General features: G+C 68.5%; 16 protein-coding genes. 6 read left to right on the top strand and 10 right to left on the bottom strand.

Annotation, left to right across the window (positions count from 1 at the left end; all coding sequences use genetic code 11):
* Window positions 1–788: 788 nt before the first annotated feature.
* The 6 genes from OO71_RS51285 to OO71_RS19395 all read right to left on the bottom strand — a co-directional run bounded on the left by OO71_RS51285 (window position 789) and on the right by OO71_RS19395 (window position 6048).
* Window positions 789–938 carry a hypothetical protein gene (locus OO71_RS51285; protein WP_156096404.1) on the bottom strand — a complete coding sequence of 50 codons (150 nt, stop codon included), beginning with the start codon at window positions 936–938 and terminating at the stop codon, window positions 789–791.
* A 71-nt stretch (window positions 939–1009) separates the two neighbouring features.
* On the bottom strand, window positions 1010–1492 hold the full coding sequence (locus tag OO71_RS19415) for a hypothetical protein (RefSeq protein WP_033291178.1): 483 nt from the start codon (window positions 1490–1492) through the stop codon (window positions 1010–1012).
* A gap of 61 nt (window positions 1493–1553) precedes the next feature.
* The gene (locus tag OO71_RS19410) at window positions 1554–1784 is read right to left on the bottom strand and encodes a hypothetical protein (protein ID WP_033291177.1); all 231 of its coding nucleotides are present in this window, start codon (window positions 1782–1784) and stop codon (window positions 1554–1556) included.
* Between the two features lie 33 nt (window positions 1785–1817).
* Entirely contained in the window at window positions 1818–2309 is a 492-nt protein-coding gene (locus OO71_RS19405) for a hypothetical protein (protein WP_033291176.1), read from the bottom strand.
* A 25-nt stretch (window positions 2310–2334) separates the two neighbouring features.
* Window positions 2335–4095, bottom strand: coding sequence for a hypothetical protein (locus OO71_RS19400; protein WP_033291175.1), 1761 nt, complete (start codon window positions 4093–4095; stop codon window positions 2335–2337).
* 99 nt (window positions 4096–4194) lie between these two features.
* The gene (locus OO71_RS19395) at window positions 4195–6048 is read right to left on the bottom strand and encodes a selenium-binding family protein (RefSeq protein ID WP_245633717.1); all 1854 of its coding nucleotides are present in this window, start codon (window positions 6046–6048) and stop codon (window positions 4195–4197) included.
* 247 nt (window positions 6049–6295) lie between these two features.
* Here OO71_RS19395 and OO71_RS50175 point away from each other — a divergent pair, with 247 nt between their 5' ends.
* From OO71_RS50175 to OO71_RS19375, 5 genes are all read left to right on the top strand, one after another.
* Window positions 6296–6529, top strand: coding sequence for a hypothetical protein (locus OO71_RS50175; RefSeq protein WP_156096402.1), 234 nt, complete (start codon window positions 6296–6298; stop codon window positions 6527–6529).
* 144 nt (window positions 6530–6673) lie between these two features.
* Window positions 6674–7252 (top strand): YbaB/EbfC family nucleoid-associated protein, encoded by a 579-nt coding sequence (locus tag OO71_RS19390; RefSeq protein ID WP_033291338.1) that lies wholly within the window; start codon window positions 6674–6676, stop codon window positions 7250–7252.
* A complete protein-coding gene (locus OO71_RS19385) occupies window positions 7249–7569 on the top strand; it encodes a type VII secretion target (RefSeq protein ID WP_033291174.1) in 321 nt (106 codons plus the stop codon). The genes OO71_RS19390 and OO71_RS19385 overlap by 4 nt, the downstream gene beginning before the upstream one ends.
* Before the next feature lie 13 nt (window positions 7570–7582).
* A complete protein-coding gene (locus OO71_RS19380; RefSeq protein ID WP_033291173.1) occupies window positions 7583–8737 on the top strand; it encodes a hypothetical protein in 1155 nt (384 codons plus the stop codon).
* 9 nt (window positions 8738–8746) lie between these two features.
* Entirely contained in the window at window positions 8747–10252 is a 1506-nt protein-coding gene (locus OO71_RS19375) for a hypothetical protein (RefSeq protein WP_033291172.1), read from the top strand.
* A 54-nt stretch (window positions 10253–10306) separates the two neighbouring features.
* Here the strand turns inward: OO71_RS19375 and OO71_RS19370 are convergent, their stop codons facing one another.
* Window positions 10307–14218 carry a DNA-directed RNA polymerase subunit beta' gene (locus tag OO71_RS19370; RefSeq protein ID WP_033291171.1) on the bottom strand — a complete coding sequence of 1304 codons (3912 nt, stop codon included), beginning with the start codon at window positions 14216–14218 and terminating at the stop codon, window positions 10307–10309.
* An 85-nt stretch (window positions 14219–14303) separates the two neighbouring features.
* Entirely contained in the window at window positions 14304–17807 is a 3504-nt protein-coding gene (gene rpoB, locus OO71_RS19365; protein WP_033291170.1) for a DNA-directed RNA polymerase subunit beta, read from the bottom strand.
* A gap of 1023 nt (window positions 17808–18830) precedes the next feature.
* Between rpoB and aroQ the strand changes: the two genes are divergently transcribed.
* Window positions 18831–19355 (top strand): gamma subclass chorismate mutase AroQ, encoded by a 525-nt coding sequence (gene aroQ, locus OO71_RS19355; protein ID WP_084145037.1) that lies wholly within the window; start codon window positions 18831–18833, stop codon window positions 19353–19355.
* Between the two features lie 12 nt (window positions 19356–19367).
* Here aroQ and OO71_RS19350 read toward each other — a convergent pair whose 3' ends face one another.
* Together OO71_RS19350 and OO71_RS19345 are read right to left on the bottom strand one after the other, a co-directional pair.
* Window positions 19368–20444 (bottom strand): hypothetical protein, encoded by a 1077-nt coding sequence (locus tag OO71_RS19350; RefSeq protein WP_245633716.1) that lies wholly within the window; start codon window positions 20442–20444, stop codon window positions 19368–19370.
* 47 nt (window positions 20445–20491) lie between these two features.
* Window positions 20492–21067 (bottom strand): hypothetical protein, encoded by a 576-nt coding sequence (locus tag OO71_RS19345; protein ID WP_245633715.1) that lies wholly within the window; start codon window positions 21065–21067, stop codon window positions 20492–20494.
* Window positions 21068–21073: the final 6 nt, after the last annotated feature.

The following is a 21073-nucleotide window of genomic DNA, read 5'->3' as shown; positions in this document are numbered from 1 at the left end:
GTCTCCAAAGATACCCGTCCACTCACGGGGTGGTCCGGGCGGGGGGTCGTTGACGGTCACCGACCGGCCATCGTAACCCCAGATCGAGGCCGCGCACAGGTGCCGCGCTGGACTCCCGGGATGGGGAACGCGGTGCGGGAGGCGGCTATTCCCCCTGGGCTGGGTCGGGGGTGCGGGGTTGGCGGCGCCGGGGGTCGGGTGGTTGGGGTGGGCCGGTTTCCGCCCTTGCGACGGGGTGAGGGGCTGGCGTTCCCTGCCCGGTTCGCGTGGTTGGGGTTTCTACCGGCTCGACGTGAGTCGGGTGGCAGTGCCCTGTTCGGCTGGGGTGTTTCCACCGGCTCGACCCGAGTAGGGCGGCTGCACCCCGCTCAGCCGGGGTGTATCCACCGGCTCGACCCGAGTCGGGCGGCTGTGCCCCGCTCGGCAGCGCATGGCCGGGGCGGCCCGTCTTCGACCTGAGCCGGGCGGCTGCACCCCGCTCGGCTGCGCGTGGTCGGGGTGTCCCCACCGGCTCGACCCGAGCCGGACGGCTGCATCCCGCTCGGCCGCGCAGGGCCGACGCACCCCAGCCGGATGTGGGCGGGGCGGTCGTCCGGCCCCGGTGCAGTGTGAGAGAGCGGTCCGTCCTGCCCGGCTTCGCCTGGTCAGGGCTGCTCGTCCCAACCTGGCCCAGCGGGGTCGAGGCGGCCACGGCCCGCCCGGTTTGGCGGGACCGGGCCGTTCAACTGCCTGGATGAGCCGGGGTCGAGGCGACTCGGTCCCCACCCCGGCTCGGGGATGGGGCGCGGTCAGTCCTCGTCCGGTTTGGCGTGGTCGGGGTGGCCCGGGTTCGGGTCCCTCGACAGGTCGATCAGCGGGTGCACCCCGGCCCCCTCCGGCGCGGCGTGGCTTCCCTCGGCCTTCTTGTCCTTCGGCTGGGCGGTCTCGTCGCCGTCCATGACGCACTCCTCGAATCGGTTTCCCTGCGGTTCCGCACGCTACCTGCCCGCGGAATCCACCGGCCGAGAAGTCAGGTGAGCCGTCCCGTGCAGGTCGCGACCTCTCCGGCGGCGGCTTTCGCCGTGCGGACCTCCACGCCGTTCACCAGAACGTGGCATTCGAGCGGGCCGGTCGACTGGCCCATGAGCTGCACGGTCGGCGGGACGGACGTCTTCGGCCAGGTCAGGTCCTTGCGCCAGGGCAGCGGTACGGACAGTTCCTGATGCACCAGGCCGAGCCCGTTGTCGTCGTAGACCACGGTGGCGGTGCCGGAGCCGGTGAGTTCGTACGTGATCTGCAGGCCCGACGGCGCGGGCGCGACCGACGTCGTCGGGGGCAGGGTGCTCGTGACCGTGCGGTCGGGGGCGCGTTGCGGGGGTGCGGAGGTGGGTGCCGGGGCGGCGACGGCGACGGGAGCGGGGTCGTCGCCGGTGCCGAGGATCACCACGGTCGCGGCCACTGCGGCCACGGCGATACCGGCGATCGCGAGCCGGCCGATCAGCTGTCTGTCCATGTCCTTCGTTCTTTCCGGGCCACCCGCCGGTGGCTCCCGTGGGAACCACCGGCGGACGCGGTCAGCCGGCGGGCAGAATCCGTCCGGGCACGCCGTTGAGCGACTGGATCGCACCCAGCACGGGCACGCCGAGCGGCGCGAACGTCCAGATGTTGGTCAGGTTCGTGGTGTCCGGCTCGTCGACTACGACGACCCCGTCCTGCGCCGCAGCCAGCGCGGGCGCAGCGGCCCCGAGCACGGCGGCCCCGGCGAGCAGGGTGGCCGCAACGGCCCGGATGACGGTCTTCTTCATGGGTTTCTCCTTCGCTGATCGGGAAATCGGGGGTCAGGACAGCGGGGTGACGAGGTTGACCACCGGCGCGAGCGCCTGCTGGGGAAGCTGGGTGGTCGGCGCGAGGACGCCGCCGACGTCCAGCCCGGGCACAACCCAGATCGGCGCTGTGCCACCGGTGGGCTGCCCCGGTGCACCGGGAACTCCCGGGAGAGCGGGCAAGCCCGGCACGGAGGGCACCCCCGCCGCGGGAAGGCCGGGCACCGCGGGAAGTCCGCCGGTCGGCAAGGCAGGCAGGCCACCGGTGGGCAGCCCGCCGGGCGGCAAAGCAGGCAAGCCACCCGTCGGCAACGCGGGCAAACCGCCGGTCGGCAAAGCAGGCAAACCACCCGTCGGCAAGGCAGGCAGGCCACCGGTCGGCAAAGCAGGCACACCAGGTACCGCAGGCAGGCCCGGTACCGCGGCATCCGCCACACCGCCTGCCAACGCGGCGAATGCTCCCGCCGCGGTCAGGGGCAGCAGGATCCGGGCGGCAATGCGTTTCATGGGTTTCCTTTCCTCGGGGAGAAAATCAGCGGAGGACACCGCTGATCGGGACAATCGTTCCGTCCGGGATCCACTGGCCTGCGTAGTCGCGGGCGGCCTGCATTCCCGGCGCATGCGGTTCGTTCGGGTACATCGGCATCGCATTCACCTGCGCGGCCGCGTACAGCTGCACCTCGCCGTTCACCGACGTCCACTGTGGACCCAGCCACGTGCGGAATCCGCCCAGCGAAGGGCTTTCGCCGCCGAAGGCATTGCCGACCGCGACTGCATACGACACAGCCAGCTGGTCCCGCGGGTCGAACCGCAGTGGCATTGCCGCGCTGGCCACGGCGTTCACGATGGGTCCGTTCAGCAACCACGGCGCGAGATAGAGGCCGTACTGGTGCGTCGGCTTCAGCCGTTGCGATTCGGCCGCTCGGCTCATCGCGACGTACCCGTCGCTCCAACCCGAGACGACCACCAGCGCCGTGTCAGCCGCCGCATCGGGGCGTACCGGCAGGCCGTTGCGCGCCGCCGTCTCGCGGACGAGCTGCGCGGCCTGTACCCCGCGCGGCGAACGGTCTTCGACCAGCGTGATCGCGGACGGCTTCCGTCCGGCCAGGAATTCGACCAGCTTCACCAGCGAACCGCGGTCCTCCGGCGACAACGCGTCCGCCGGGCAGCTGGTCAGCACCGCAGGCTTTTGCGCCACCAAACTGCCCAGCGCGGCTTCGGCGCATTCCGGCGCGTCGGCGTCGGAGATGGCCGGACCCGGGTCGGTACCGGCATCCACGTCCAGCGACACCGTCGCGGCGCCCTTGCGTACCACGAGAGTGCTGCGCCCGGCCGGGAGGTCGACCTCGGCCCAGCTACCCTCGGCACCGCCCCGCGCCACCGCGGACGAGACGATCCCGCCCTCGACCCCGGCGGACAGGTCCGTACCCGCACTCGCCGGGAAGTGCACGAGGTTGCGGCCAGGCCGTTGCGGGCTCACAAGAACCGGCACGGTCGCGCCGCCGACAGCAGCGTCCGTCAGCAACGGAACGCCTGGAACCGGCAACGGCGCAGGCTGCGGCACCGCGGCAAGCGCGCTCCAGGCAACAAAACCAAGCGCGACACCGGCAACACCGTAGCGATAAGACCGGAGAGAAACGTTACGGGACAACAAGATCGCCGACACCACGGTGACCACCGCGGGCAGCAAAACCACCACCAGCAACGAGATCCCGAACAGCGTCCCGTACAGCCGCCGGTCTAAAGCAATGCCGGACACGCCGAGCTGTACGACCCCGGCCAGCGTCAGCAATCCGCCGAGCGTCACCGACAACGGCCCGACGCGCAACGGCGTCGACCGCCACTGCTCCACCGGCACCCACGCCGACAGCAGCGTGACGCCGAACCACAACGCGGCCGCGGCGACGTACACGGTGTCAATGGCGAACGAGATCCCCGAGCCGCCGACCGACGTCTCCAGCACCACGAGCACCACCAGCGCCAGCGACGCCCATCGCCCCGCCGTCGGCCAGCGCAGCAGCACCGGCACCGCCAGCGCGAGCACGACGTGGATGATCAGCGCGACGAGGTTGACGTCCACCGTCGCCGCGGAAACCGCCGCCAGCACCGCCGAAACCAGGCCCAGCGCACCGGTGGTGAGCCACAACTTACGGGGCAGTACGCCGACGAGCGGGCGCAACACCCCGGTCCCGGCAAGGAATGCAGTCGCGAGCAGCAACACGAGCCGCAGGACCAGGGCGGCACTGTCCACCCCGGACGAACCGGTGGCCACCGGGGCGATGTGGTGATCCATTTCCGACCTTTCGCAAGACTCGCCCGAAGTCCGTGAAGGGAACCATGAGGGAATCAGATTCCGTGATGGTTCCCTTCACGGACAACTGGGCAAAGAGGGTTACTTCACGTCGGCGTCCGCGACCACGAAGAGCTCGGAGTGCGGCTTGGCATTGCCGAAGTCCCCGTGCGGCCACGATTTGCGGTTGAAGTTGAGGCCGACCTGCCCGGTGAACTCGTCCCGGAAGTTCTGGTCGACCGCGAGCTTCCCGTCCGGCGAAAGGTTCAGCAGGTTGACCTTGTGGTCACCGTCCAAACCGGACCGGGCGACGAAGTAGTTCGACACCGCGATGTGCTGCGGCTGCTGGGTTTCGTGGTAGAGCCCGTCCGGGCCGAGCACGAAGTTGTCGTACGCGCCCCAGTGCGGACCGGCACCCGGCACGCCCGGGTTGATCGGCGCGGACCCGACCACCGTCGGCAGGTCTCCCCCGCCGCCCTGCTGTGCCTTCTCCTTGGTGTCGACGCGACCCTTGATGTCCTCGACCTTGTCGCCGGCGTTCACCAGCTTCTGGATGTCGAGCACGTACACGCCGCCGGTCGTACCCGGGTCGTCCGGCCCGAGCGCGCCCTTCTGCCGCCCCTGCACCGCGTGGTACAGGAACCGGTCGTCCGGGCTGGTCTGGATCCAGCCGCCGTTGGAGCTGGCCCCGTTCGAGTCGTTCTGCGCGTAGATCGGCTTGCCCGCGGTGCCGTCGTCGAACACCTCGATCCAGTGCGGTTCCTTCGCCGTGATGTCCGGCGTGTAGAAGATCGCCCCGCCCTGCATCGTCTCGGCGAACGCGCCCTTGTGCCCGGGCAGGTTCGTCACCGTGGTCTCCATGACCGCGCGGCTTTCCGAGTGCAGCGGGTCCGCCGGGTTCGCCCGCGGCCCGTCCGGCAGGTACGACACCGCCTTCAGCTTCGGGTGGTTGCGGTCGGAGATGTCCCACGTGCGGATCGTCGGCCGGCGCAGGTACGGCGACGGCTGCTTCACCGGGTCGAGGATGATGTTGCGCGGTTCGGCGTAGTCACTGGTGACCAGCGTGTTGAGGTCCTCGCGCGCCTGGATGCCGTGCGGGTTCGCGCACGACGGTTTACCCAGCTGCGGAAGGTTGTCGCACAGCTTCGCGTTGTCGCCCTGCGGAGTCGCCGCCGGGCTTTCCGACAGCACCTGCGCGTTCTGGTCGAAGCGCACGACCTCACCGGGGCTGCCGGCGAAGCCGTTGCCGATCTGCGTGGAACCGTCCTGGTACGCGTGCGGACCCGGCACGACCGGACCGCCCATGTACGTGCCGTACGCGGTGCCGTCCTTCAGCACCCAGTACGCGTCGGGTACGGAGCCACCGAGCGTCTGCGTCGGCAGGCTGATGCCCTTGAGCTTCAGCTGCGGCAGCGCGCTCACGTCGAACGCGTACGTCGCCGCGGCGAACAACGCGCCCGCGTAGATCGTGTCGCCCTTGTGCCACACGTACTGCATGTGGTGCGGCTCGTTCTCGACGAGCGGTCCGACGGTCGCGGTGTTCACCACCTTGCCGTACGTCGGCGACCCCTGCGTCGCGTCGACCACCGCGAGGAAATCGGGGCCGGGCAACGCATTTTTGACCTTGTTCAGCCCGCCGCCGAGCGAACCCGGCAGGTTCTTGATGTCCTTGACCGCGGTGTCGGCGATGTTCTCGTCACCGGCCCACACCAGCAGCCACTTCTTCGGCGTGCCGTTCGCCGAACGGGCGACATCCTTGCTGACCAGGTGGTTCTGCACCCAGTACTGCTTGCCGTCGGACGCGGTCTTCGCGTCGGTGACCACCTGTACGTCGGCGTAGGCGCTCGTGGTGGACCCGGTGTAGGTCACCGCACCGATCGAGAGCGCCAAGGCGCCCGCGAACGTCAGCGCTTTCCGCCATCGGGGCGGCGCTCCCGAGGAGGAGCTGAATCGCATTGTGTCTCCCTGTTTCTATTCACGTGAAGCGCCGCGAAGGCACTTCTCCCCCCGTTTTCCGGGCAGCACGAAACCCGCGCGAAACAGGGGAAGCATCAACCCCCGCGGGCCACGGAACCCGTTACGGGGCAAGAAAATCCAGCCACCGAACGGTGACCGAGGACAAGCTCAGGAATTCCTACACAGCGCGCTGGCCTGCTGGCGCAGATCGACGTGCCGGCGCCATACCAAGGCGACAGGAGAGGACATGCGCGAAATACTCTGGCGAACCGGACGGACTGTCAATGCGGTGATCAACCGTGGGAACGTGCCCCGAATGAGTGAATATCTCACCAACTGGGCCGAGTTGCCCGCTCCCGCCCAGCGTCCCGGCCGAAAAGGTGCCGCTGACCTGCGTTACTCCATTCGGCCGCAGGCGCGCACCACACAATGGCGTCCGGCAGCCGCCCGTTTGCCCGATATGTTCGTGACCATTTCGTGACCAGCAGCCGGGAACTCTCCCACCCGGTGGTCCGACGGGTTCCGGCGAATCTCCCACCGCGGATTTGCCGACCCCGCAGCGCGAAGGTGACGGAAGCGGCATAATCCGCACATCAGGTGACGTGCAGGGGAAGGTGTGACCGCCGTGTCGGCAGAGATGGACCGTCTCGTCGCGGAGTTCGAGAAGTTCCAGACGAAGCTCAAGCAGGCCGAGACCCAGTTCGCGAAGGTCGGCGACATGCAGCAGGAGCTGACCGCGCTCGAGGCGGAGGTGGTGTCGCCCGACCGGGCCGTCACGGTGATCGCCGGACCGAGCGGGTCGGTCAAGGACCTCCGGCTCACCCCGGACGCGCTCCGGCAGCAGCCGCAGCAGCTGGCCGCCACGATCATGTCGACCCTGCACCAGGCGGTCGCCGAGGCGGCGCGCAAGCAGGCCGGGATCGTCGACGCACACGTCGGGCAGGCGTTCGGGATCAACGTGTCCGACCAGGTGCTCGAAGCACAGGCCGAAGCGATGGGAACCACGGCGGAGGAACTGCAGTCCAAGCTTCCGGAGGAGCAGCCGCAGCGGGCCGCCCGCCGCAGCGACGACGAGGACTTCGCGAACGACAACCTGCTGCGGGCGGACGACAAACCGGCCCCGGCCACCGCGACGCCACCCGCGGCGTCGGCGGGTGACCAGTTCCTCAAGAACTTGTTCAACGACGAGGAGGACCACCGGTGAGCCACACCGTCGTCACCACCGCGATCACCAAGTACTCCACCGCACTCGACCACTACAAGGGCGAGGCGGCCAAGTTCGGCAACCTCGTGGGCCAGGCCGACGTCGGCGACAAGTCGTGGGGCGTGATCGGCCTCGCGGTGAAGCAGACGTACACGAGCAAGCTCGACGACCTCAAGCAGCTGCTCGAGGAGATGAAGACCGGCGTCGAGGCACTGCAGACCAAGCTCAACAAGGCGGCAGAGATCTACGACGGGCACGAGAAAGACACCGTGATGACCTTCGGCAAGTTCCAGGCGAAGATCGACGGACCGCTCTGAGCAGGGGGACAGCATGGGACAGGACAGCGTCGCCGACGACATCAAGCTCAAGAAGGACGACAAGCCGCGCGCACTGAAGGTGGCCGAGCAGGCCCCGGTGGTCGGCAAGGGCGTCAAGACGATCGCGAACCTCACCGAGAACCTCGGTTCGGCGAAGAATGCCGGTGACGTCGCGCTCGCCGGAACCGACCTGATCAAGGACGGCGCTGGGTTCGTCGCCAGCGCGGGCATGGACATGGCGAGCTTCGCGCTCGACCCGGTCGGCTGGCTCGTCAGCAACGGCCTCAACATGCTGCTGGAGCTGATCCAGCCGTTGCAGGACGCGCTGCACTTCGTGACCGGAGACGGTCCGGCGCTCAAGGACGCGGCAGGCAACTTCAGCTCGATCGGTGTGGGTTTCGTCAAGCTGGCCGACGATTTCGTGAAGACCGGCGACGATTCGCTCAAGGAGTGGACCGGCGAGGGCGGCGAGGCGGCCAAGAAGGCGCTGGCGCAGTTCTCCGACGGCATCAAGGGCATCGGCTCCAGCGCGGGTTCGGTGGCCGAGACGCTCCAGATGTGGTCCATGGTCATGCAGGTGATCGAGGACGTCATCAAGGCCATCATCACCGAGCTGGTCAGCTGGCTGATCTACCTGTGGCTGCCCGCGCTCGCCGCGTCGATCGTGAGCCTCGGCTCGTCGGTCGCCGGCGCGATGGCGGCGTCGGTGGCGAAGGCCGCGAGCGTGATGAGCAAGATCACCAAGCACCTCGGCAAGCTCGGCAAGCTGCTCGACAAGTTCATGGGCTTCCTCCTGAAGTGGACCGACGACCTCGTCAAGCAGGGTTCGAAGCTCACCGCGGGCGGCACCCGGCTCATGCCGGGCGAGCAGAAGGCGATCACCGGCATCCTCGGCAAGTCCGAAAGCGTCGGCACCCGGTTGAAGGCGACCGGCGAGGGCGCCGTGGAAGCGCTCAAGAACGGCGGTAACGAGGCGTTCAAGTCGGTGATGGGCGCGGGTCCGGCAGATTTCATGAAAGGTTCGGCCTACACCGGCAAAGCCGTGGTGGACATGGCCGGGAAGGCCTACGACAACACGAAGGACTTCGGCAAGGCTGGTGCGGCGGGCGACGAGTCCGGCCACCGCACCGAGAAGGAGACCCACGAGAACCTCGACATGGACCAGTAGGGTCGCCGGATGGACGACCTGCTCGGCCCCTGGTTCATCGTCGGCGGGTATCTGCTCAGCTTCGCCCTGCTCTGGCTTGCCGGGTGGGCCGAACGCAGAAACCCGACCGTTTCGGCAGTTTGCTATGCGCTGTGCGGAATCGCGGTCTCCGAGACCACGCTGTACTGGCTCGCCGCCGGCACCGGAAGCGACCTCCCGCAGCTGGTCTGGATCGCGTTCCCGCTCGTAATCACCGCGCTGATCGCGTGGCGTGGGTGGCATCAGCGAAGCTGGGTCAACCGTCTCGGCGCGGGCAGTGAGCCGACGTTCGGCTTCCTGCCGCACCGGGGTCGCGCGGTGCCGCTGGACCATCCCGATCCCGGACCGCGGCGCACGACCGTCGAGTTCACGCACCAGGGCCACTGGCTCCTGGGCATCGAATACTCGTCCAATCCGCCGCGCGAAGGCGAATCGTTCGCCGGGGTCGCGAAGGTCGCCGAGGAGATCGACTCGGTCAACGCGGTGGTCGAACTGCGGATCCCGGCAGTCCCCGCGCTGTGGATTTCGCCGAAGCAGGGCGCGTTCGAACCGGAGTTCTTCACCCCGTTCGAGGACGCGCGGATCACCCGTAACCACTTCGGCTGGCTGCGCCCGGACACCGCGGTCGACAGCGTCGAGATCGACCCGGATTTCGACCGCCGGTTCACCGTCATGACGTCCGACCCGGAGTTCGCCGCGGCCGTGCTCACCGGCGCCTGCCGCGAGATGATCATGAACGACCTGTGGTTCCGCGTGCACGAGGTCGCCTTCCACGGCACGGCGATCTGGACCACGGACACCGGCGGCCTGACCGAGGACCGGATGTTCGGCAACTCCCGCCGCCTCGCCATGCTGGCCGCCGCGGTTCCGGCGCCGGTGTGGGAAGTCTGGGGCGGGGACCGGGATTTCCACGACCTGACCACCCGGTCCGACCCGAGCTACGACGCCTGGTTCGGCAAGCGCGGCGGCTTCATCCGGACCCCGGTGAACCGCCGCCGGGAAGCCGCGGACCGGCAGCCGGTGACGTCGATTTCGCTGACCATGCGGTCGCTGATCGCGCTCGGCCTGATCGCGCTGGGGTTCGGGGCGGTGGGCAACTCGGCAGCCGCCCTCACCGGGTTGGCGCCGCAGGTTCAGGTGAAAGTCACCGGGATCGGCGCAGGCGGTACCCGGCACTGCATCAACACCACCGGCGGGTTCTCCTGTTCGGTGGACCGGGCGAGCATCCGGGGAACCTATGAAGAGGACGGCGGCACCCGGGAGATCTCCGCGGATTGGCTCGGGGACCTGCCCAGCCGAGGGGACGTGGTCGAGCTGGCGGTCGGCCCGCTGTGGGGGCACCCGGGTTACCAGAGCGGCATCCGGTCCTACGCCGCCCTCGACTTGCTGATCGGCCTGATCTGGCCGCTGGTGGGCCTGTACCTCGCGAAGCGAACCTACCTGCCCCGCCCACCCCGGCGGGTCCGCAAGATGCGCAAGACCCTCGCCACCGCTTAGCCACCAACGCAAAACGCCCCCCGCCGGAAAGGCAGGGGGCGTTTTTGCTTACGCTCAGCGGAAATCGCGACCGAAGTCGTAGTCGTCCAGCGGAACTGCGGCACCGGTACCCGAACCGAACACGTCCGGGGTGTAGTAGCCGTCGTCGTAGGACGGGATCGCGTATGCCGCGACCCGGGCTTCCTCGGTGGGCTGCACCTGGATGTTCCGGTACTTGTTGATGCCGGTACCGGCCGGGATCAGCTTACCGATGATCACGTTCTCCTTGAGGCCCACGAGCTTGTCCGAGCGGCCGTTGATCGCCGCGTCGGTGAGGACTCGCGTGGTCTCCTGGAACGACGCCGCCGACAGCCACGAGTCCGTGGTGAGCGACGCCTTCGTGATGCCCATCAGCACCGGACGGCCCGAAGCGGGCTCGCCGCCTTCGGCGACCGAGGCCCGGTTCTTCGCCTCGAACTTCGTCCGCTCGGGCAGCTCGCCCGGCAGGAAGTCCGTGGCGCCGGAGTCGATGATCGTCACGCGGCGCAGCATCTGCCGCACGATGACCTCGATGTGCTTGTCGTGGATCGACACACCCTGCGCCCGGTACACCTTCTGGACCTCGTCGGTGAGGTGCATCTGCGCCTCGCGCGGACCCATGACCCGCAGGACCTCGTGCGGGTCCGGCGTGCCCTCGAGCAGCTGCTGGCCGACGTTGACGCGGTCGCCGTCGCCCAGCGGGCCGTTCGGGGTGTTGGCGAGCCGCTGCCGCTTGGACAGCTTGTCGAAGACGATCTCCTCCGACCCGTCGTCCGGGATCAGGGTGATCTTCCAGAACCGCTCGCTCTCCTCGATCCGCACGCGGCCGTCGACGTCCGCGATCGGCGCCTTGCCCTTCGGCACCCGAGCCTCGAAAAGCTCGGTGACGCGGGGCAGACCGGTCGTGATGTCGTCACCGGCGACGCCACCCTGGTGGAACGTACGCATCGTCAGCTGCGTACCCGGCTCACCGATCGACTGGGCCGCGACGATACCGACGGCCTCGCCGACGTCGACGAGTTCGCCCGTCGCCATCGAACGGCCGTAGCAGGTCGCACACACGCCGACCGCCGACTCGCAGGTGAGCACCGAACGGACCTTGACCTTGGTGATACCGCTGGAGATGAGGCGGTCCAGCGCCGGGTCGCCGATGTCGTCGCCCGCGTTGAGCACGACGTTGCCCTTGGCGTCCACCGCGTCCGTCGCGAGGTTGCGCGCGTACACGCTGGTCTCGACGTGCTGGTCACGGACGACCTTGCCGTCGCCGACGTCCTCGCCGATCGGCATCATGATGCCGCGCGTGGTGCCGCAGTCGACCTCTCGGACGATGACGTCCTGCGACACGTCCACCAGACGCCGGGTCAGGTAACCCGAGTCCGCGGTCCGCAGCGCCGTGTCCGCCAGGCCCTTCCGGGCACCGTGCGTCGCGATGAAGTACTCCGCCACCGACAGGCCCTCACGGAAGTTGGCCTTGATCGGACGCGGGATGTACTCACCCTTCGGGTTCGACACCAGGCCACGCATCCCGGCCAGCGACCGGACCTGCGTCATGTTGCCCGCCGCGCCCGACTTCACGATCATCGCGATCGGGTTGTCGTCCGGCAGCGCCGTCTCCATGATCTTGTGGACCTCTTCGGTGGCCTGCGTCCACACCTTGACGAGCTCGTTGTTGCGCTCGGCGTGCGACAGCTGACCACGCTGGTACCGCTTCTCGACCTGGTCGGCCTTGCCCTCGTACTCGTCGAGGATGGCCTTCTTGCCGACCGGGGTCAGCACGTCCGAGATCGCCACCGTGACGCCCGAGCGGGTCGCCCAGTAGAACCCGGCGTCCTTGAGCTTGTCGAGCGTCTGCGCGACCTGCGTCATGGAGTACCGCTCGGCGAGGTCGTTCACGATCGCGGCCTGCCGCTTCTTCGGCATCGGCTCGTTGATGAACGGGTAGTCCGCCGGCAGCAGGTCGTTGAACAGCACGCGGCCAAGGGTGGTCTCGGCCAGCCACGCCCTGCCCGGCTCCCAGCCCGCCTCGGCCAGCCGCGGCTCGTCGGCCTTGGCAGGCTGACGGTCGGTGATGCGGATCTTGACCGGGGCGTGCAGGCTCAGCGCCTTGAGGTCGAACGCCATGATCGCTTCGGCGGGCGAGGAGTACGCGTTGCCCGCACCGTCGGCGTTCTCGCTGAGCCGGGTGAGGTGGAAGAGGCCGGTGACCATGTCCAGCCGCGGCATGGCGAGCGGACGGCCCGACGCAGGCGACAGGATGTTGTTCGCCGACAGCATCAGGATCCGTGCCTCGGCCTGCGCCTCGGCCGACAGCGGCAGGTGCACCGCCATCTGGTCACCGTCGAAGTCCGCGTTGAACGCCTCGCAGACCAGCGGGTGCAGCTGGATGGCCTTGCCTTCCACCAGCTGCGGCTCGAAGGCCTGGATGCCGAGGCGGTGCAGGGTCGGTGCGCGGTTCAGCATCACCGGGTGGCCGGTGATGACCTCTTCGAGCACGTCCCACACCTGCGGGCGCGAACGTTCCACCATCCGCTTGGCGGACTTGATGTTCTGCGCGTGGTTGAGGTCGACCAGCCGCTTCATCACGAACGGCTTGAAGAGCTCCAGCGCCATGTCCTTCGGCAGGCCGCACTGGTGCAGCTTCAGCTGCGGACCGACGATGATCACCGAACGACCGGAGTAGTCGACGCGCTTGCCGAGCAGGTTCTGGCGGAACCGGCCCTGCTTGCCCTTCAGCAGGTCGGACAGCGACTTCAGCGGCCGGTTGCCCGGTCCGGTGACCGGACGCCCGCGGCGGCCGTTGTCGAACAGCGCGTCGACGGCCTCCTGCAGCATCCGCTTCTCGTTGTTGACGATGATCTCGGGCGCGCCGAGGTCGATCAGCCGCTTGAGCCGGTTGTTCCGGTTGATCACGCGGCGGTACAGGTCGTTCAGGTCCGACGTGGCGAACCGGCCACCGTCGAGCTGCACCATCGGGCGCAGGTCCGGCGGGATGACCGGGACGGCGTCGAGCACCATGCCGCGCGGGTCGTTGCCGGTCGCCTGGAACGCGGCGACGACCTTGAGCCGCTTGAGCGCACGGAGCTTCTTCTGCCCCTTGCCGTTGCGGATGGTGTCGCGCAGGCTGTCGGCCTCCGCGGCGACGTCGAACTCGGTGGCCAGCTTCTGGATGGCCTCCGCGCCCATGCCGCCGGTGAAGTACTCGCCGTAGCGGTCGATCAGCTCGCGGTACAGCAGCTCGTCGGCGATCAGCTGCCGCGGCTCGAGCTTGGTGAAGGTGGTCCAGACCTCTTCGAGACGGTCGAGCTCGCGGCCGGCGCGGTCGCGCAGCTGCCGCATCTCGCGCTCGCCGCCCTCCTTGACCTTGCGGCGCACGTCGGACTTCGCGCCCTCCGCCTCCAGCTCGGCCAGGTCGGCTTCCAGCTTCTGCGCGCGGGTCTCGATGTCGGCGTCGCGCTTGGTCTCGAGGTTCTTGCGCTCGACCCCGATCTCGTTCTCGAGCGTCGGCAGGTCGTTGTGCCGCAGCTCGGTGTTCACGCCGGTGATGACGTACGCGGCGAAGTAGATGATCTTCTCGAGGTCCTTGGGCGCCAGGTCCAGCAGGTAGCCGAGACGCGACGGGACACCCTTGAAGTACCAGATGTGGGTGACCGGCGCGGCCAGCTCGATGTGGCCCATCCGCTCACGGCGCACCTTGGCGCGGGTGACCTCGACGCCACAGCGCTCGCAGATGATGCCCTTGAAGCGGACCCGCTTGTACTTGCCGCAGTAGCACTCCCAGTCCCGGGTGGGGCCGAAGATCTTCTCGCAGAAGAGCCCGTCCTTCTCCGGCTTGAGGGTGCGGTAGTTGATGGTCTCCGGCTTCTTCACCTCACCGAAGGACCACTGACGGATGTCGTCGGCAGTCGCAAGGCCAATCCGAAGTTCATCAAAAAAGTTGACGTCCAGCACGTCTTGTTCCCCTTGGGGTTGTTTCGGCTAGAGGGGGTGGCGGTGAGGCGGGGCTCGCGGGAGGGGAGCCCCGCCTCATCGCGGGTCAGTGCACGACGTCGTCCACCGAGGGCGACTCGTTGCGGGACAGGTTGATGCCGAGGTTCGCGGCGGCGCGCTCGAGGTCCTCGTCGTCGGAGTCGCGCATCTCGATGGCCGCACCGTCGCTGGAGAGCACCTCGACGTTGAGGCACAGCGACTGGAGCTCCTTCAGGAGCACCTTGAACGACTCCGGGATACCCGGCTCGGGGATGTTCTCCCCCTTCACGATCGCCTCGTACACCTTGACGCGGCCGACCACGTCGTCCGACTTGATCGTGAGCAGCTCCTGCAGCGTGTACGCCGCGCCGTAGGCCTGCATCGCCCAGCACTCCATCTCGCCGAAGCGCTGGCCGCCGAACTGCGCCTTACCACCCAGCGGCTGCTGCGTGATCATCGAGTACGGGCCGGTGGAGCGGGCGTGGATCTTGTCGTCGACCAGGTGGTGCAGCTTCAGGATGTACATGTAGCCGACCGACACCGGGTACGGGTACGGCTCGCCGGAGCGGCCGTCGAACAGCGTGGCCTTGCCGTTCTCCTTGACCATGCGCTCGCCGTCGCGGTTCGGCTTGGTCGCCCCGAGCAGCCCGGTGAGCTCCTCTTCCTTCGCGCCGTCGAACACCGGGGTGGCGGTGTTCGTGCCGGGCGCGACGTCGTAGAGCTCTTCGGACAGGTTCTTCGCCCAGTCCGGGTTGCCCTCGATCGTCCAGCCCTGCGAGGCCAGCCAGCCGAGGTGCAGCTCGAGGATCTGGCCGATGTTCATCCGGCGCGGGACACCGTGGGTGTTCAGGATGATGTCGACCGGGGAGCCGTCCTCCATGAACGGCATGTCCTCGACCGGCAGGATCTTGCCGATGACACCCTTGTTGCCGTGCCGTCCGGCGAGCTTGTCGCCCGGCTGGATCTTGCGCTTCTGGGCCACGTAGACGCGGACCAGCTCGTTGACGCCGGGCGGCAGCTCGTCGTCGTCCTCGCGGGAGAACACCCGGATGCCGATGACCTTGCCGGTCTCGCCGTGCGGCACCTTCAGCGAGGTGTCGCGGACCTCGCGCGCCTTCTCGCCGAAGATCGCGCGGAGCAGGCGCTCCTCCGGGGTCAGCTCGGTCTCGCCCTTCGGCGTGACCTTGCCGACCAGGATGTCGCCGTCGCGGACCTCGGCACCGATCCGGATGATGCCGCGCTCGTCGAGGTCGGCGAGCACCTCCTCGGAGACGTTCGGGATGTCCCGGGTGATCTCCTCGGCGCCCAGCTTCGTGTCGCGGGCGTCGATCTCGTGCTCCTCGATGTGGATCGACGTGAGCACGTCGTCCTGCACCAGGCGCTCGGAGAGGATGATCGCGTCCTCGTAGTTGTGGCCTTCCCACGGCATGACCGCCACGAGCAGGTTCTTGCCGAGCGCCATCTCACCGTTCTCGGTGGACGGCCCGTCGGCGATGACCTGGCCCTGCTCGACCCGGTCGCCCTCGTTGACGATCGGCCGGTGGTTGAAGCACGTGCCGTGGTTGGAGCGGCGGAACTTGTACAGTCCGTAGCTCTTCCGCGTGCCGTCGTCGTGCATGATCGTGATGATGTCCGCGGACAGCTCCTCGACCACGCCTGCCTGCTCGGCCACCAGGACGTCCCCGGCGTCGACCGCGGCACGCAGCTCCACGCCGGTGCCCACGTACGGCGCCTGGTTGCGCAGCAGCGGGACGGCCTGGCGCTGCATGTTCGCGCCCATCAGCGCGCGGTTCGCGTCGTCGTGCTCCAGGAACGGGATCATCGCGGTGGCGACGGAGACCATCTGCCGCGGCGACACGTCCATGTAGTCGATCTCGAGCGGGTCGATCAGCTCGACCTCGCCGCCCTTGCGGCGACCGAGGACCTTGTTCTCCTCGAAGTGCCCGTCGTCCGTGAGCGGCGCGTTGGCCTGCGCCTTGACGTAACGGTCTTCCTCGTCCGCGGTGAGGTAGTCGACCTGGTCGGTGACCTGGCCCTCGACGACCTTGCGGTACGGCGTCTCGATGAAGCCGAACGGGTTGACCCGCGCGTAGGAGCACAGCGAGCCGATCAGGCCGATGTTCGGGCCTTCCGGCGTCTCGATCGGGCACATCCGGCCGTAGTGGCTCGGGTGGACGTCGCGGACCTCCATGCCGGCGCGCTCACGGGACAGACCACCCGGGCCCAGCGCCGACAGGCGGCGCTTGTGGGTGAGCCCCGACAGCGGGTTGTTCTGGTCCATGAACTGCGACAGCTGCGAGGTGCCGAAGAACTCCTTGATCGCCGCGCCGATCGGGCGGATGTTGATCAGGGTCTGCGGCGTGATCGCCTCGACGTCCTGCGTGGTCATGCGCTCCCGCACGACACGCTCGGTGCGGGAGAGGCCGACCCGGATCTGGTTCTGGATCAGCTCGCCGACCGTGCGCAGGCGGCGGTTGCCGAAGTGGTCGATGTCGTCGGTCTCGACCGGCACCTCGACGTTCGAGACGCTGGTCATCTTGTCCTCGCCGGCGTGCAGCCGGACCAGGTACTCGATGGCCGAGACGATGTCCTCTTCGGTGAGCGTGCCGGTCTCGTACGGGGTGTCGAGGCCGAGCTTCTTGTTGACCTTGTAGCGGCCGACCTTGGCGAGGTCGTAGCGCTTCGGCTTGAAGAACAGGTTCTCCAGCAGCGTCTGCGCGCTCTCCTTCGTGGGCGGCTCGCCGGGGCGCAGCTTGCGGTAGATGTCGAGCAGTGCCTCGTCGGTGCCCGCGGTGTGGTCCTTCTCGAGGGTGGCGAGCAGCGTCTCGGAGAAGGAGAAGCGCTCGCGGATGGCCTCGGTGGTCCAGCCGAGCGCCTTCAGCAGCACGGTGACCGGCTGACGGCGCTTGCGGTCGATGCGCACGCCGACGGTGTCGCGCTTGTCGACGTCGAACTCGAGCCACGCACCGCGGCTCGGGATGACGCGCACGCTGAAGACGTCCTTGTCGATGGTCTTGTCGACACTGCGGTCGAAGTACACGCCCGGAGAACGCACCAGCTGGGACACGACGACCCGCTCGGTGCCGTTGATGATGAAGGTGCCCTTGTCCGTCATCACCGGGAAGTCACCGAGGAAGACCGTCTGGCTCTTGATCTCGCCGGTGTTGTTGTTGACGAACTCGGCGGTGACGAACAGCGGCGCCGCGTACGTCATGTCCTTGTCCTTGCACTCCTCGATCGAGGCCTTGACCTCGTCGAAGCGCGGGGCGGAGAACGACAGTGACATCGAGCCGGAGAAGTCCTCGATCGGGGAGATCTCGTTGAGAACCTCTTCCAGGCCGCCGACCGGGTTCTCTTCACCTTCTTCCACGCGGCGCTCGAACCACGCCTCGTCACCGGTGAACCACTGGAACGACTGGAGCTGAACATCCAGCAGGTTGGGGGTGGCGAGGGGTTCACGGATCTTTGCGAAAGAGACCCGCTGGGGCGCTCCGGGAATACCCGAGGCCTGCGAGCGGGGTACAGCCGAGGTGGTCGCAGCAGTGGCCTGGTTCGCGGGAGAGACTGCCAAGATGCGTCCTTCCGGGGACAATGAGCGGTGAGCAGCCGCGATGGCAACAGCTGTCGCGGACTGTCAGGGGTGCCGTGTGCCCACTATCCTAACTACCGGCTCCGGGCAGCCTGAAAGAGGGCAGCGCAAAGAGGCAGTCTAGCCCGAACGACGCAGTCTGTCCAGGGGGCGCTCCCGACGGGGCCCAGCCTGTATCGCGCCGCTTCCGGCAGTTCTTCCACAGCCTCCCGGATCCCCCGGTTTCGCGTCCCTCCCGCAAGGTCCGCGTTCCCCGGCCGTCACCGTTGGCAGTAAGCGTGAACCCAGGACGCGCGAGAGTCAAGATGCCACACGGGGGTCCCGCCGGTTGGCGCATCGTCGGGGCAGGTCAGCGGAGGGTGACGGCCGGGATGATCATCCCGGTTACCGCCGGGTACCAGCTGGCGGAGGGCCTGGTGGGGACGGGGCTGGTGGTGACGGGAGTGGCGTGCGTCACGGTCGTGGGGGGTGGGTTTGGCGGCGGGTTCGGAGCGGATTCGAAGAGGCGGACGACCGGGCTGGCGCTGTGCTTCGGATGGGCGGCGGACTCCTGCGGGGCAGGACCGACCGGGGAGTGGGGCTTGGGGGAACGGCAGCGGGTTTCGGACGGGTCCGGGAGACGTGAGCGGGTGTCGGGCGCAGCTCCCCGGCGGGGGGTGGGGTTCTGCAGGGCAGCTGCCTCGCAGAAGCCCCTGCGGGGCGGCCGTCTCGCCGGGGGTCGTGCTTGACCGCGTTCCTGCTCTGCTCCATCGGGCACGTCGGGCGGTAAGCTGGCGGTCCAGCCGTCTCACCGCCGAGCCAGCCACCAGGCCTGTCACCTGACCGTCGAAGCAGCTATCCCCGCCACGTCGGCCCCTCTTGCCACTCGGCCACGGCACCCGCTGGGTCAGCCATCTCGCCGGTTCGCGGCCCCGCAAGGTCCGCCCGGGCGGTGAATTCTCGTCTCGCTTCGCCTGAACCGGGTTTTCTGTCACCCCTCGCCGGTATCATCAGGGGAAGGGTCGGGTGTCGGCAGGAAGGGTCGTGGCGGTGCGGTTTGCCCTGCTCAGTGCGGTGCTCCTGGGGGCCGTCGCGGGGCGGGCGGTGGGGCCGGTGGCCGGTGGGCCGCTTGCGGATCTCGTCGTGGCGCGGCTCGAGGTCAGTGCTCGGGTGGCGGCGGCGAAGTTCGGGTCCGGCAAGGCTGTCGACGATCCGGATCGGGAGCAGCAGGAGCTCACGTCCGTCCGGGAGCGGGCGCGGGCGCTCGGCGTCGACCCGGTGCGGGCGGCGGCGTTCTTTCGGGACCAGATCAGCGCGAGCAAGATCGTCCAGCGCGGGTTGATCGCCCGCTGGACTGCGCATCCCGGCGAGGCCCCTGGCGCGAGCCCTGACCTCGACGTCATCCGCGCGGAGCTGGACGTCCTCACCGGACGCCTGCTCGATCAGCTCCTCGCCGACCGTGGTCCGCACACCGTGGCGCCCTCGGTGCTCGATCGGCTGGACAACCTGCGCCGGGTTGCTCTGCGGACTGCGCTGCGTTCGGTCACCTGACCCGCAGGCCGCCTACTTCGACGGGGGTGCCGACGAAGGCGGAGGAGCACCGGGCGCAGGGGCGGCCTTGTACGTGTCCAGGTCGGTGATCTTCCACTTGTCGCCCTGGAGCTGGGCGTCCACGTGGAGCTGGGCGGTGCCGGCGGCGGTCTGCTTGGTGTCCGCGCGGGTCGAGGTCTGGTCGACGAACACCATGACCCGCGCGAGGTCGCCGTCGAGATGGATGACGGCGCTGCGCGTGACCTTGCAGGTCACCACCATCTTCTGCTGCGGCGCCAGCCTCTTGACCTCGCCCATCAGCGCGTTGTACTTGGCCTTCACGTCGTCGCTCGCGAGCAGCGACGACGCCGCGTCCTCGGTCTTCTTGATGTTGTTGAAGTCGTAGGAGAACAGCGCCTCGGTTGCCTTCGAGACCTGGTCCTTGACCTGCGCGGTCTTCGCCACGTCCAGCAGCGCGCGGTTGTCCGTGGAGTCCGCCACCGACTGGCGGAAGACCGCGAAGATCACCGCCAGCGCCACCAGCGCCACTCCGACCACCAGCAGCACCGCCGTGAACACGACGGTGCGGCTTTCCGCCGAACGCTGGGCCGGGACGGCCGGGAAACCGGCGGCCGACCTCGTCCTCGACTCCGCCTCCGTCACGTCCACCGGCTTCGCGGCGCCGGTGTCTCGCTGCTTGCGGCGAGGGCTCGGGCGGGACGGGACAGGGGAAGCTTCGACCGGATCCGGGACTTCCGCAGGTTCCGGGGCATCAACCGGCTCGGTGGTGACACCCGCGACGACCTCCGCCGAAGCCGTCTCCGAAGCCGCCTCCGAGTCCTCAGCGGAAACCGCGGCCGAGTCGACCGCCGCGTCCGAGGCCGAGTCCGAGGAAGAAGCAGGAGCCTCCTCAGCGGCAGGGCGCACCAGCCCACCCCGGGGGATGCGCAGCTCCTGGGTCACCTCGACCGGATCCGCGTCCGGCAGCGGCCGCGGCCGTGGCTTGGGGGACGCCGGTGCCGCATCCGACGGCTTGCGCAACCCGGCGACCTTCGGCCGGCGGGCCGGTGGAGTGGTGCTGCGCGGGGGCTGGCGACGGGAGGGGGGCACTGCGGAACTCCGATCTGCGGTAACGCACGTAAAGCTGGGTACAGCAGCTACTGACCGGCGGCGACGAGCGGCACCTGGTCGATCCCGGACAGCTTCCAGTCACTGCCGACCCGGGTCATCTGGACCTCCAGCCGCAGCGCCTTCGTGCCGTTCTTGCCGCCTGCCGACGTGTCCGTGGTGATCGCGGCGAGGAAGCTCGCCTTGCCGTCGTGGTCGTTGAGCTCCTCGACGGCGATGTCCTGGATCGTCGTGGTGACCTTGACCTTCTGGTCCTTCAACGCCTTCGAGTAGTTCGGCATGGCCTGGTCGATCTGCTTGGCCATTTCTTCGGTGGAGACGTCCTTCTGCTGCTTGAAGTAGTCGTCCAGCTTCTCGTAGTCGACCTGCGTGTAGGCCAGCACTGCGGAGGTGCCGTCCTTGATCACGTCGTCGCGGGATGCGGCGAGGCCACGGTCGCTGTTCAGCACCGCCGCCAGCCACAGGGCCCCGAACACCACCGCGACCAGGAAGGCGGCCAGCGCGAACGCCCCGGACCCGAACAGCCAGGCGCGCGGCGACCCGGGCAGCTTCCACCCGGTACGGGCAGCCACCTCGTCCTCGGTGACCTGGGGCTTCGAACTCATGACACT

The sequence above is a fragment of the Amycolatopsis jejuensis genome, assembly GCF_000717335.1.
GTDB classification, from domain to species: Bacteria; Actinomycetota; Actinomycetes; order Mycobacteriales; family Pseudonocardiaceae; genus Amycolatopsis; species Amycolatopsis jejuensis.
Note: the sequence above shows the minus strand (reverse complement) of the source record. Positions and strands in the feature narration are given on the sequence as shown.

What these genes read in the sequence shown, in the direction of transcription:
- OO71_RS19380 (WP_033291173.1), top strand. Translation starts at nt 7,583, where the DNA reads ATGGGACAGGACAGCGTCGCCGACGACATCAAGCTCAAGAAGGACGAC.
- OO71_RS19345 (WP_245633715.1), bottom strand. Translation starts at nt 21,067, where the DNA reads ATGAGTTCGAAGCCCCAGGTCACCGAGGACGAGGTGGCTGCCCGTACC.
- OO71_RS19415 (WP_033291178.1), bottom strand. Translation starts at nt 1,492, where the DNA reads ATGGACAGACAGCTGATCGGCCGGCTCGCGATCGCCGGTATCGCCGTG.
- OO71_RS50175 (WP_156096402.1), top strand. Translation starts at nt 6,296, where the DNA reads ATGCGCGAAATACTCTGGCGAACCGGACGGACTGTCAATGCGGTGATC.
- OO71_RS19405 (WP_033291176.1), bottom strand. Translation starts at nt 2,309, where the DNA reads ATGAAACGCATTGCCGCCCGGATCCTGCTGCCCCTGACCGCGGCGGGA.
- OO71_RS19410 (WP_033291177.1), bottom strand. Translation starts at nt 1,784, where the DNA reads ATGAAGAAGACCGTCATCCGGGCCGTTGCGGCCACCCTGCTCGCCGGG.
- OO71_RS19375 (WP_033291172.1), top strand. Translation starts at nt 8,747, where the DNA reads ATGGACGACCTGCTCGGCCCCTGGTTCATCGTCGGCGGGTATCTGCTC.
- OO71_RS19395 (WP_245633717.1), bottom strand. Translation starts at nt 6,048, where the DNA reads ATGCGATTCAGCTCCTCCTCGGGAGCGCCGCCCCGATGGCGGAAAGCG.
- OO71_RS51285 (WP_156096404.1), bottom strand. Translation starts at nt 938, where the DNA reads ATGGACGGCGACGAGACCGCCCAGCCGAAGGACAAGAAGGCCGAGGGA.
- OO71_RS19400 (WP_033291175.1), bottom strand. Translation starts at nt 4,095, where the DNA reads ATGGATCACCACATCGCCCCGGTGGCCACCGGTTCGTCCGGGGTGGAC.